Origin of the sequence: Brucella sp. (assembly GCF_032066345.1) — a bacterium.
GTDB lineage: Bacteria > Pseudomonadota > Alphaproteobacteria > Rhizobiales > Rhizobiaceae > Brucella > Brucella pseudogrignonensis.
In genome coordinates this window covers 11,736-23,824 of sequence record NZ_DAMBKZ010000026.1, presented here as the reverse complement: position 1 = coordinate 23,824, position 12,089 = coordinate 11,736, and the positions used below count along the sequence as shown (strand labels likewise).

The window sequence follows — 12,089 nt, the reverse complement described above, 5'->3', positions numbered from 1 at the left end:
GAGGTTCCAACGATTCATTCTTAAATGGAACCGCTGTATGCGCTGCTCGGGAGGCTGCCATGAATGAGTTTGTTTCTGTTTCAAAGCTTTATGATCGCGTGGCGTCTGTCCTGCCTCGGGTTGAGTGGATGCGCTTTGAAGACGATGTTGCGGCCATTCTTGAACTCAAGCGCCAACGCAATGCAGTTATTCTCGCGCATAATTATCAGACACCCGAAATCTTCCATTGCGTGGCGGATATTGTCGGCGACAGTCTCGCACTTGCGCGTAAGGCGATTGATGTCGAAGCCGATGTGATTGTGCTGGCGGGCGTGCATTTCATGGCGGAGACCGCCAAGCTGCTCAATCCCAAAAAGACTGTCCTGATCCCTGATATGAGCGCTGGCTGCTCACTTGCGGATTCGATTACGCCGCAGGATGTAGCGCTTTTGCGTGAGGCGCATCCGGGCGTGCCGATCATCACCTATGTCAACACATCGGCTGCTGTGAAGGCTGCGTCCGATATTTGCTGCACGTCGGGGAATGCGAAAAAGGTCGTCGAGTCGCTTGGCGTGCCGCGCGTGCTGATGATCCCTGATGAATATCTTGCACAGAACATTGCGCGGGAAACCGATGTCGAAATTTTAGCCTGGCATGGTCATTGTGAAGTGCATGAACGCTTCACGCCGGACGACATTCGCGAACTGCGCGAAAGCCATCCCGGCGTCATGGTGTTGGCACACCCAGAATGTCCGCCTGAAGTGGTGGAGGCGGCCGATTTTGCCGGTTCGACGGCTGTGATGTCGGACTTCGTCGGTGAAAAGAAGCCGCAACGCGTGGTGCTTCTGACCGAATGCTCAATGAGTGACAATGTGGCTGTCGATCATCCCGATGTTGAATTCATCCGGCCCTGCAATCTCTGTCCTCATATGAAGCGGATCACGCTTGGCAATATTCGTGATGCGTTGGAAAACAACAGGCATGAAGTCACCGTTGACCCGGCGATTGCTGAACCTGCACGCCGTGCTGTCGAGCGGATGCTTGCGGTATGACGACGGCCCCTGTCATCGTTATAGGCAGCGGCCTTGCAGGCTTGATGAGTGCACTTTCAGTTGCCTCCCATCCCGTCTTGCTGGTGACTGCCGGAACCCTTGGCCTGGCGGGCTCCAGCCCGTTGGCACAAGGTGGTATTGCCGCAGCTCTTGGTATCGATGATAGCGCAGCTTTGCATATTGCGGATACGCTGGCGGCAGGTGACGGTCTTTGCGATCCGACGGTAACAGCGCATATTATCGAGGCCGCTCCTCAAGCGATTGCAACGCTTGAAGAATATGGGGTGCGCTTTGATCGCAAACCGGATGGCACCTATTCTCTGGGGCTTGAGGCCGCCCATGCCCGGCATCGCATAGCCCATGTTGACGGGGATGCGACAGGTGCAGGTATCATGCGCGCACTTATCGCCAGAGTTCTCGCCACGCCATCGATCACGGTGCGAGAGAATACAAAAGCGCTGCGTCTTATCACGCATGAAAAACGGGTTTGCGGGGTGGAGCTCGAAGGCGTCGGGCCAGTCGCAGGCTGTGCTATCGTCCTGGCCACAGGTGGAACGGGCGGCTTGTATGTGGCGACGACCACGCCGCCTGGAAATCTTGGTCAGGGAGTGGCGCTGGCCGGTCGTGCGGGTGCCGTTCTAGCAGATATGGAATTTGTGCAGTTTCACCCGACCGCTCTGGCCGTTTCAGCGCAGCGATTGCCGCTGATCAGCGAGGCTGTACGCGGCGAGGGGGCAATCCTTGTCGATGATCGCGGTGAGCGTTTCATGCAGCATGTCCATGGACAGGAGCTTGCTCCACGCGATGTTGTTGCGCGTGCGATTGGAGAGCAGGTTGCACATGGTCGGAACGTTTTCCTTGATGCACGGGTTTGTCTCGGCAAGCGTTTTGCAACGCGGTTTCCGGCTATTGAAGCACTTCTGAAGCGGTATGGTATCGATCCATCCAGCGATCTGATCCCGGTGATGCCTACCACCCATTATCATATGGGCGGGGTGGCGACTGATTGTGATGGTCGCACCAGCCTGCAGGGATTGTGGGCTGTGGGTGAAGCCGCCTGTACCGGACTTCATGGGGCAAACCGTCTGGCAAGCAATTCGCTTCTTGAAGCGGCTGTCATGGGTTTGCGGGCAGGCCGTGCCATCGCACACGAGCCGAAGGTGTCAGTACCATTGCTTGCAGCCACCAATGCACCGCTATCAAGCGATGCCTCCGCCATTCGCCCAATTGTCTCACGCTCACTTGGTCTGCTGCGCAATGAACACGAACTGCGGGCTGCAATTGCTGCGCTGCTTCCGCTTGTGAAAACCAATGATGCGGCAGCTGCGGCACTTGTCATGAGTGTTGCTGCATTCGAGCGGCAGGAGTCTCGCGGTAGCCACGCACGCACGGATTATCGCAGCAAAAATGAGCAGGCTCAGCGCAGCTTCTACACCTTTGAACAGGCTTTTGCACTCGCACGCGAAATTGCCATAGATCAACCTTTGTCGAGGATCGCATGATGGACCTCCCGCGCCTTTCCCCCTTGCTTGTCGAACCGCTAGTACGTGCGACCCTTCTAGAAGATCTGGGATTGGCAGGCGATATCACTAGCAATGCAGTTGTACCTGCTGATCATCGCTCTACAATGGTTTTCAGCCTGCGGCAGCCGGGCGTGATCTCTGGCTTGGACGTAGCGGAAACTGCATTCCGGCTGGTTGATCCCGCGATTGTCTTTGATCGGTTGAGCAGCGATGGTATTTCGCATCAGCCCGGTACGGAAATCGCTCGCGTATCGGGTTCGTCACGCAGTATCCTTGCGGCCGAACGCACGGCGCTCAATTTTCTGGGGCACCTTTCAGGCGTATCCACAGCAACAGCCAATCTGATCAAGGCTGTTGCGGGGACGAAAGCTGCAATCGTCTGCACGCGCAAGACCATGCCGGGGCTGCGTGCTTTCCAAAAGTATGCCGTGCGGGCAGGCGGTGGCATGAACCACCGCTTTGCGCTTTATGATGCCGTGCTCATCAAGGATAATCATATTGCAGTTGCGGGTGGTGTGAGCGAAGCAATCTCCCGCGCCAAGGCCAATGCAGGCCATATGGTCAAGATTGAAGTGGAAGTCGACACACTGGAGCAGTTGCTTGAAGCGATGGCGATCGGTGTTGATGCGGTATTGCTCGACAATATGTCACCCGCGCAATTGCGCGAGGCAGTTGGCATTATCGATGGCCGGGCGATTGCCGAGGCTTCAGGTGGGATTACGCCTGAAACCGTTGCAGCCGTTGCAGCAAGCGGTGTCGATCTGATCTCAATAGGCTGGACGACGCATAGCGCGCCCAACCTTGATATTGGTCTTGATTTCAGCTTCGCGTGAGCGGCAAGGCCTATTCGCTTAAGTGATGGGCAAATGTGTCGCCGGAATAGTCGATGCGCAGAAGGCCCACTTCACTCAACCTTGGCATCAGCTCGTCAAGTGCGAGATGCATGGATGACGTTGAACCGCCGGGTGCGGTGATGAAACCATCGATAGCACTGGCATCAGACCATTGTTGGATTGCGTTGGCAGCGTCGTCGACCGTGCCGATGATCTGCCAATGGGCAGCACTGATCACTTCCGGCCTGCGTAGCAGGTCTTCAAGGCTGAGCGTCTCTTTCTGCAAAAGGCGCTGCAGCAATCCTGCATGGGTTTTACTGCGTACTTTTTCTGGTGGCGGAGGCAGGTCCGAGGGGCGGATCAGGCGATCTTCGGGCCAGTCGGTAAGATCAAGGCCGGTCATATCCCGAATATAGGCAATCTTGCGCGTGCGGTCGCCGCGCGCGTGAGTATAGGAAAAAAGCTCTTCCGCCTCTTTGCGCGTTGGTGCGAGATAGAGGCTGAGGCCCGGAAGCAGACGCACATCGTCGGCATTCCGACCGTGAGATTGTGCCAGAGAACGCAGATCATTGCGCAGATTAATCGCCGCATCGATGTCGGGCGTTGCCGAGAAAATCGCATCGGCGACTGACGCTGCAAAATTGCGCCCGGCTGGTGAAGCACCCGCCTGAACGAGCGGGATCGGAACATTCTCCAGTGAAGGAATATTGAGCGGGCCTTTGACTTTAAACGAAGCGCCCTCATGATTGATTGGTTGGATACGTGCTGGGTCGGCATAGTTACCGCTGGCCCGGTCACGCTTGAGAGCAGAGCCGGGGAAGCTTTGCCAGAGCGCTTGCACGACATCGGTAAACTCTGCTGCCCGTGCATAGCGTTCGTCAGATGTCGGCATTTCATCGAGACCAAAATTCACATTGCCATCAAGGGCGGTAACGATGTTCCATCCCGCACGCCCGTTGCTTAAGTGATGCAATGACAGAACCTGCCGTGCGACCGCATAGGGCGGCATGAAAGTGGTTGAAATCGTGGTAAGCAGACCGATTTTTGACGTTTCGCGCGCAAGCGTTGCCATCAGTAAAGTGGCATCCAGACTGGCAAACCCGGGCGAGGTTTCCATGATCTGGCTGTTGAGAAACAGATTGTCGGGACGAAACACGAAGTCGAGTTTTGCAGCCTCCGCGCGCCGCGCGATGTCGACATAAAAGTCTGAGCCGAAGACACCTTCAATATCGCTATTGTCGTGGCGCCAGCCATCATTGCTAAGCCAGGTGGGAGCGAGCGACATGCCGATGTGGAGCGTTTTGCGAGGTGTCATGACAAAATCCGGTCAGTTTTTCAGCAGAAAACCGCGAGCCGAAAGCTCGCGGTTTGATTGATTGATTGATGCAAGTGGTCAGAAGCTGCCCTTGATGCCGATGCCGAAAGTGCGTGGCATTGTCATGCTGGCCTGTGTCGTTGCTCCGCTTAGACCGCGCGTTGCTTGCTTGGATGTTGGTACACGTTCGTTGAAGATATTCTTCACAAATCCGTAGAGCTGGAATTTTTCGTTAAAGTCGTAACTCACGCGTGCGTTGGCGATTGTGTAAGCATCAATCCAATAGGACGGGGTGTTCGCGACATCGGAATAGTAGCTGTCTATGTAGCGCACATCACCGGAAACATTGAGTTTTTCGGTTACATTCCAACTTGCGCCGAAGTTCAGCATATAGCCCGGCGATTTGGCGAACTCGTTATCTGCATAATCAGGGTTGCTCGAAATCTCATCGATTTTCGTGCGCATGATGCCAGCCCCTGCCTTGAGGGTCAGATTATCGAGGATCTGATAATCGGCGCCGAGTTCAAGCCCATAGGCATGTGCCTTTTCCGCGTTGATCGTATATGACTGTGTGATGCCGGGAGAAATGACAACCGGAATATTATACTGGGCATTCTTGAAGTCCATGTAGAATACGTTGCCGTTTATAACGAGCTTGTTGTCCAGGAACTCCGCGCGGGTGAACAATTCATAGTTCCACAGAGTTTCCTCATCGAACTTGTTCCATTTGCTCGTCGCAGGGTTGGCTGTGTTCATATAAAGCGAAACACCGCCGGGATTATAACCGCGACTGATAAGACCACCGACTGTAAGGTCAGGGGTGATAGCATAGGCCAGCGATACTTTAGGCAAGAAAGCCGAGAAGGATTCATCGAAATTAATCGCGTCGAGCGCATAGACCGAGACGCCATCGCGTTGAATTTTGTCGTGCTGGAAGCGTGCGCCTCCAGTCAAGGTCCATTGTTCATTCATACGCCAGCTTAGCTCACCAAACAGGCCAACATTCGTTTTCTTATCGTCAAACGTCGAGATATAGTTGTTGACGGCGACCTTATTGACCGCGTTCACCATATCGAGTAGCTCGTCGGTCTTCGTATGGGCGAAATAAACACCGGCGACACCGCTTAGGACATCCTCCTGATCTCCAAAAGTGAGGCGTGTTTCATTCGAAATATTGGTTTGGTCAATATTGGCATCACCATTATGCGCGATACCTACTCTGCGCTCGACCGATGAATCTGAGAATTGTGTCTGGTTGTGGAGTTTGAAGCCGTTATCAAATTCGTAGCTGACATCCAGGATGCCGGTATTGGTACGCTGATCCCACGACGGCAAGGTGGCGCCACTGTAATCGAGATCATAGTAAAACGGCGTGGCCGCTTCATAGGTTGGGCGATTGCTCTTGTTGAAAGAGTAGGTGAGCTTTGCCTCAAGGCCGGGGATTTCCGCAGGCTGCCAGAGCAGCTTCGAACGAATGTTCAGCGACTGGAAATCCTGATCGGTGCCGGAAGAGTAAAAACCCGGATTGACATAATCGATGAAGGTGTCACGACCCGAATAATCAATTGCCAGACGGCCAGCGAGCTCATCCTTGTAGAGCGGGCTATTCAGCATGATAGAAGTGCGCTTGGATTTATAGCTGCCGATCTCGACCTGATATGCGCCTTCCTGCTCAAAAGTCGGGTCTTTGGTATTGACCACGATTGCACCGGCAATCGCATTCGCGCCCTGCGATGTGGTCTGCGGCCCGCGGAAAACCTCGATGCTGTCGAGATCCCAGATCGAGGTGGAGCCAAAGATGAACTCGTTATAGTTCAAGTAATGACCATCAAGATTGATCGTTGCGCGGGGGACGGTGCCCGAGAAGAAGGCCGTCGCACCATTGTTTGGTCCCTGCGTGTCCTGACCACGAATGACCGGTGCGCCAACAGTGTCGGTATAAACAACATTGGGTGTTCCGCGAACCGCTTCCGATACGGAAGTGTCGCCAGTTTTTTCCTTGTCGATTTCCTTTGCCGTAATCACGGTCACGGATGAGGCGGTGTTCTTGATATCACGCGCAACTTTTTCGCCGGTGATGACGAGTGTGTCGAGCACCAGTCCTTTGGAGCTTCCTGATGCGTCCGCATCTTGCGCGAAGGCCGATGAGCTTGAAATCGCTGCCAGCGTCAATGCGCTGACGCCGTAGAAAAAGCTGCGGGAGGAGCGGGTAATCATAAGTCGCCTCAAAACATGAGTGTGTAAGTCATGTTCTGTTATGCTGACTAAAGAGATTCCGCAATAAGGAATGCATACCGCAATACAGTATGAATGCAAGCTTGTTGAGTATGTTGCCAAATCGCAACATGTTCTGGGGTGGGATGGCCTGCGCGGTATCGTGCGACGAGGACTTTGTCGGCTTAGCTATCTGGAAAGGCATGACTTTACTTACCCATCGGGCTAAAGAAAGGGGTGAATCTATGGGAGGCATGACAATTGGAAGATCAGGATCAATCCGTGAGTGAGGAGACGGAAGTCGTTAGCGACAAACGTTCCGGGACGATTCAGTCTGTTTCAATTGCTGCCCGATTTCTGAAAATTCTTGCCAACGCCGAGAATGAGCTGCCTTTGGGGGAGGTCGCAAAACGAGCTGGAACCGGCGGCTCGACAGCGCATCGCTATTTGCAAAGCCTTGTAAAAGAGGGGCTTGCCAAGCAGGATCCGGTCAGTGGCTTTTATGATCTTGGTCCAACGGCACTGAGCATTGGCATCGGCGCGCTTCGGCGGGTCGATGCGGTGGAAATTGCTGCACAACACATGAAAGCTCTATCGCAAAGTCATGCGATGAGTGGGGGGGTGGCGATCTGGACTGACCGAGGGCCAACGCTGGTTCGCTGGTATCGCAGCGCCTATTTTTCCGTGAACCCGCTGGCGCTTGGAGATACCTTGCCGATCGACAATACAGCCTGCGGCCATATTTTTCAGTCCTATCTTCCAAAGGCCACGGTCGATGCAGTGCGCAAGGTGCAGCCCGCGCATTTTCGCGGAACTCCGCCGTCCAAAGCCTTGCTTGAAAAGGTGCGTGAAGACCGCTGGTCCGAGATGACCAGCCATCTTTTGTCGAATGTAACGGGTCAGGCTTCGCCTGTGCTCGATGCCCAGGGAGAGATTGTCTGTGTGATGACTACGGTTGCTGATCTCGGCCAGTTGCGCACGGATGAGGAGCGCCGTGCGCTTTTCCATGAAGCTTGCATCGTCAATGAATCGACAGGTGGCCTTATCGTCGATACCAAACTGGAAATGCCGAACAGCTAGAGCGCATCCCGAAAACCGGGTCCGGTTTTCAGAGTGGAGTATGTGCTATTCCGCTGGCTCTATATGGGCGGTGCTGCTTTTCGGAACGATCAGCGGCGTCCCCGAAACCGGGTCCGGAATGATGATCGAAGACAGCCCGAATGCGTCTTTAACCAGTTGTTCGGTGACGATTTCAGAAGGCTTGCCCTGCGCTATAATCGCACCTTCCCGCATGGCAATCAGGTGGGTCGCATAACGACAGGCGTGGTTCAGTTCATGGAGTACGGCGACGACTGTTCGCCCTTGTCTATTAAGCTGCGCAAGCAGATCAAGCAGCTCAATCTGGTGTGCGATGTCGAGATAGGTTGTTGGCTCATCCAGAAGCAGGATTGGTGTTTCCTGTGCCAGAACGAGCGCAATCCATACGCGCTGGCGCTGGCCACCGGAGAGTTCATCGACAAGCCTTCCCGCCAATTCGGTGATGCGGGTGGCTTCCATGGCTTGCGCCACAGCCAGTTCATCAGCTTCTGACCATTGCCTCAAAAATGACTGATGCGGGTAACGGCCGCGCGCCACTAGGTCTGCAACAGTGATACCTTCCGGTGCAGTCGAGCTTTGCGGCAGCAACCCCAGCCGTCGGGCGGTCTCTTTTGCAGGCAAACTCGCAATATCGCCGCCGTCGAGAATGATCTTCCCCTGACTTGGCTTGAGCAATCGCGACAATGCTCTGAGCAGGGTAGATTTTCCACAGGCATTCGGGCCGACAATCACGGTGAATGACGCATCCGGAATAGATACCGACAGATCGGTTGCAACCGTTCTCTCGTCGTATTTCAGGGTCACGGCTTCAGCATGAAGGCGGTGCGTCATTGCGGCTCCTCGATGGGTCGTCGGCAGGGTATGCGTGTCACTCTGCATTGCCTCGTATTGCATTGTAGAATGCGTTCTGCAATATGGAGTGACGCGATCATGTTTTATGATGCGCCTTCTCATCCCATTGCATAACGCGGCAACGAAGTATCAGCTATGGCACTTAGTAAGAATGTTCTCAAGTTTCTGGTAATGCTTGCGTTGCTGGTTTTGCCCTTCAAATCGGCGCTTGCGGAAGATGCAGCATGGCCCCGAACCATCGAACATCATTCGGGCACGCTGATGCTGAAATCCAAACCTTTGCGGATTGTTTCGACTGCGCCGAGCCTGACGGGTATTCTGTTGGCCATCAATGCGCCGCTGGTTGCCAGTGCGGCAACCACGCCAAGCCCGTTGACCGATGAAAAGGGCTTCTTTTCGCAATGGGCCAAGGTGGCGGATGAGCGTGGCGTAGAGGTTCTCTACTCGAATCTGGAATTCGATATTGAGGCAATTATCGCAGCCGAGCCTGATCTGGTTGTCGTTTCAGCGACAGGTGCGGACAGCGTTCTGCCCCAATATGCAGAGCTTGTCGCGCAAGGCATCCCGACCATGGTGGTCAATTATTCCAATCAGAGCTGGCAAGATATTGCGAAGCAACTCGGCAAGGCCACAGGTCTTGAGGATGAGGTTGTCGCAAGCGTTGCACGCTTTGATGATTATGCTGAGAAGGCTGCAGCGGAGATCACAGCGCCTGTCGATCCGGTAACGATTGTCGGTTATAATATCGGAAACAGCTACTCGATCGGCAAACAAACAAGTGCACAGGCACAATTGCTGGAAGCGCTTGGGTTTAAGGTCGCTGGTTTGCCGGATGCTCTCACAAAGCAAGTCACACGCAGTTCGGATTTTGATTTCATCTCGCACGAGAACCTTTCCGCTGCTGTAACCGGCAAGAGTGTGTTTCTCCTGCGCGGCCTGGATGGCGATGTACACTCATTTCTGAGTGACCCGGTGCTTGCCAATCTGGATGCGGTGAAAGGCAACCAGGTCTATTCGCTTGGGCCGACATCCTTTCGCATCGACTATTATTCGGGCATTCAGATGATCGATATGGTCGTCCCGCATTTCCGTAAATGATTGCCGGCTTTTTTCAACAAAAGAGAATTTGTGGGTTCTCTCGCATATCGGAGAGGCAACGCCGCTTTTGGGGGCTGATTGCGGGGCTTGTGGTGCTGTTGCTTGCCGTCTTCGCAAGCCTGGTGCTCGGTTCGCGTTCGATCTCGCTTGCCGATACCGTGCAGGCGCTCTGGATGCCAGATCTTCAAAGTAATGAGCATCTGATCATCCGCGAATTGCGGGTTCCGCGTACCATTATTGCCATTATGGTCGGGTTGGCGCTGGGCGTCGCAGGTGCCGTGATGCAGGCTGTGACCCGCAATCCACTGGCTGAGCCGGGATTGCTGGGCATCAATGCAGGGGCTGCGGTTGCGGTCATCCTTGGGATCGTGGCGTTTAACCTGACAAGTGTTTCACAATATGTCTGGTTTGCCTTTGCTGGTGCGGGCCTTGCCGGGGTCGCGGTTTTCTTTCTGGGACAGGAAAGGCGCGCTGGGACGAATCCCGTTCGTCTGGTGCTGGCAGGTGCGGGAATATCCGTCGTTCTGGCTTCTGTTACGGGCATTCTCATCATCAATGCGCCAACATCTGTTTTGGATCAATTTCGTCACTGGTCGGCGGGCTCCGTCGAAGGCAGGGGATATGATGTCATTGCGGTACTTGCTGTTTCGATCGCTGCCGGATTGATTGCAGCATTTTCGATTGCCGGACGATTGAACGCGCTTGCGCTTGGCAAAGAACTGGGTGCTGCACTGGGCGTGGATGTCTATCGCACCTGGTTCCTTTCCTGCCTGTCTGTCATGCTTCTTGCTGGCGCTGCAACAGCGGGTGCCGGGCCGATAGGATTTGTGGGATTGGTGGCTCCACATCTCGCCCGGATTGTGGTTGGGCCAAACTACCGCTGGATTTTACCGTATTCAGCGCTGTTCGCAGCCATTCTATTGCTCGGCGCAGATATTATCGGGCGCGTGATCGCAGCACCTTCAGAGGTTGCGGCGGGCATCGTTTCGATGCTGCTCGGTGGACCATTCTTCATTTTCGTTGTTCGCAGATTCCGGCTGTCAAAACTATGAGTGCTCAACGTCGATCTGTCCTGCGTTTCGGTTCATTTTCCATTCAATGGCGAATGAGAACATTGCTTGTTTGTATTCTGCTGATTGTGCTCGCCTGCGCTATGGGCGTCATGCATCTGGGTACAGGCAGCATGGGTTTTACCCCCAATGATATTCTCAAAAGCGTCACGGGCCATGGTCTTAATCCAACGACCGACCGAATAATTTTTCGCGTGCGCCTTCCTCGCTTGATAACCGCACTTTTCGTTGGTGCTTCACTGGGTATGGCGGGATCGATCTTTCAATCCATCTCACGCAATGCGCTTGGATCGCCCGATATCATAGGGTTTACGACGGGCGCGGCAACGGGCGCTATCGTCCAGATAATCCTCTTCAATTCCGGGCCATTTGAAACTGCATTGGCTGCTGTTTTATCCGGTATCGGCACAGCGCTGATTGTGTTTCTGCTCGCAATGAAAGGCCGAACGACGGGTGGTTATCGGCTTATCCTGGTTGGCATTGGTGTGGGGGCGGTTCTGTCCGGTTTAAATACGGTGATGCTTGTCGCAGGTGATCTTGATCAGGCGGCATCGGCACAGCTCTGGCTTGCCGGCTCACTGAACACCCGAACCTGGTCTCATGCGTTGCCTGCCGTCATCGGCTTCGCGGCGATCCTGCCGGTTGCGATTTATCATGCCCAGCGGATTGATCTGATCGAAATGGGGGACGATGCTGCACGCCAGCTGGGTGTCGCAACTGGATTGACGCGGCTAATCATGGTTTTAGCCGCTGTTGGCCTGACATCAATTGCAACGGCTGCGGCTGGGCCGATAGCCTTTATCGCGCTTGCTGCCCCGCAACTGGTGCGGCGGCTGACGCGTGCAGCCGGTGTGCCGCTTGTTGCAAGCGCGCTTATGGGCGCGACATTGCTGATAGGGGCTGATCTCATCAGCCAGCATTTTCCGCTCAATGTAAAAATGCCAATAGGTTTGACGACAGGTCTGCTCGGTGGCGTCTATCTCTTGTGGCTGCTGGCAAGCAATCGTCGTACGCTTTAGAGCGCATTCCGAAAAGTGTGAAACGGTTTTTGGAGT

General features: G+C 54.5%; 10 protein-coding genes. 7 read left to right on the top strand and 3 right to left on the bottom strand.

Features of this window, described 5'->3' with window-relative positions; genetic code table 11:
• Positions 1-59: 59 nt before the first annotated feature.
• Genes nadA through nadC form a run of 3 tightly spaced genes read left to right on the top strand, consistent with a single transcriptional unit; the run spans position 60 to position 3,387 of the window.
• Positions 60-1,031, top strand: a complete 972-nt coding sequence (gene nadA / locus RT142_RS21735) for a quinolinate synthase NadA (RefSeq protein WP_313031445.1) — start codon at positions 60-62, stop codon at positions 1,029-1,031.
• Positions 1,028-2,533, top strand: a complete 1,506-nt coding sequence (locus tag RT142_RS21730; RefSeq protein ID WP_313031442.1) for an L-aspartate oxidase — start codon at positions 1,028-1,030, stop codon at positions 2,531-2,533. Before nadA ends, RT142_RS21730 begins: the two co-directional genes overlap by 4 nt.
• Positions 2,533-3,387, top strand: a complete 855-nt coding sequence (nadC, locus tag RT142_RS21725; RefSeq protein ID WP_113159810.1) for a carboxylating nicotinate-nucleotide diphosphorylase — start codon at positions 2,533-2,535, stop codon at positions 3,385-3,387. Before RT142_RS21730 ends, nadC begins: the two co-directional genes overlap by 1 nt.
• Before the next feature lie 10 nt (positions 3,388-3,397).
• Here nadC and RT142_RS21720 read toward each other — a convergent pair whose 3' ends face one another.
• On the bottom strand, positions 3,398-4,702 hold the full coding sequence (locus tag RT142_RS21720) for an NtaA/DmoA family FMN-dependent monooxygenase (RefSeq protein WP_313031440.1): 1,305 nt from the start codon (positions 4,700-4,702) through the stop codon (positions 3,398-3,400).
• Positions 4,703-4,780: 78 nt separating this feature from the next.
• On the bottom strand, positions 4,781-6,919 hold the full coding sequence (locus tag RT142_RS21715; RefSeq protein WP_313031438.1) for a TonB-dependent receptor: 2,139 nt from the start codon (positions 6,917-6,919) through the stop codon (positions 4,781-4,783).
• Between the two features lie 258 nt (positions 6,920-7,177).
• Here RT142_RS21715 and RT142_RS21710 point away from each other — a divergent pair, with 258 nt between their 5' ends.
• Complete coding sequence (locus RT142_RS21710; protein ID WP_409558597.1) at positions 7,178-7,996, top strand: IclR family transcriptional regulator; 819 nt, start codon at positions 7,178-7,180, stop codon at positions 7,994-7,996.
• A 45-nt stretch (positions 7,997-8,041) separates the two neighbouring features.
• Here RT142_RS21710 and RT142_RS21705 read toward each other — a convergent pair whose 3' ends face one another.
• On the bottom strand, positions 8,042-8,845 hold the full coding sequence (locus RT142_RS21705) for an ABC transporter ATP-binding protein (RefSeq protein WP_194780013.1): 804 nt from the start codon (positions 8,843-8,845) through the stop codon (positions 8,042-8,044).
• A 156-nt stretch (positions 8,846-9,001) separates the two neighbouring features.
• On the opposite strand from RT142_RS21705, the gene fepB reads away from it, so the two are divergent.
• The 3 genes from fepB (at position 9,002) to RT142_RS21690 (ending at position 12,053) form a co-directional block, all read left to right on the top strand.
• Positions 9,002-9,964 (top strand): Fe2+-enterobactin ABC transporter substrate-binding protein, encoded by a 963-nt coding sequence (fepB, locus tag RT142_RS21700; protein WP_194780014.1) that lies wholly within the window; start codon positions 9,002-9,004, stop codon positions 9,962-9,964.
• Positions 9,965-10,053: 89 nt separating this feature from the next.
• Positions 10,054-11,016 (top strand): FecCD family ABC transporter permease, encoded by a 963-nt coding sequence (locus RT142_RS21695; protein WP_105520022.1) that lies wholly within the window; start codon positions 10,054-10,056, stop codon positions 11,014-11,016.
• Positions 11,013-12,053, top strand: coding sequence for an iron chelate uptake ABC transporter family permease subunit (locus RT142_RS21690; RefSeq protein ID WP_313031429.1), 1,041 nt, complete (start codon positions 11,013-11,015; stop codon positions 12,051-12,053). The genes RT142_RS21695 and RT142_RS21690 overlap by 4 nt, the downstream gene beginning before the upstream one ends.
• Positions 12,054-12,089 lie beyond the last annotated feature (36 nt).

Excerpts from the sequence above, each read along its gene's own strand:
- nadA (WP_313031445.1), top strand. The coding sequence starts at position 60 with ATGAATGAGTTTGTTTCTGTTTCAAAGCTTTATGATCGCGTGGCGTCT.
- RT142_RS21730 (WP_313031442.1), top strand. The coding sequence starts at position 1,028 with ATGACGACGGCCCCTGTCATCGTTATAGGCAGCGGCCTTGCAGGCTTG.
- nadC (WP_113159810.1), top strand. The coding sequence starts at position 2,533 with ATGGACCTCCCGCGCCTTTCCCCCTTGCTTGTCGAACCGCTAGTACGT.
- RT142_RS21720 (WP_313031440.1), bottom strand. The coding sequence starts at position 4,702 with ATGACACCTCGCAAAACGCTCCACATCGGCATGTCGCTCGCTCCCACC.
- RT142_RS21715 (WP_313031438.1), bottom strand. The coding sequence starts at position 6,919 with ATGATTACCCGCTCCTCCCGCAGCTTTTTCTACGGCGTCAGCGCATTG.
- RT142_RS21705 (WP_194780013.1), bottom strand. The coding sequence starts at position 8,845 with ATGACGCACCGCCTTCATGCTGAAGCCGTGACCCTGAAATACGACGAG.
- fepB (WP_194780014.1), top strand. The coding sequence starts at position 9,002 with ATGGCACTTAGTAAGAATGTTCTCAAGTTTCTGGTAATGCTTGCGTTG.
- RT142_RS21690 (WP_313031429.1), top strand. The coding sequence starts at position 11,013 with ATGAGTGCTCAACGTCGATCTGTCCTGCGTTTCGGTTCATTTTCCATT.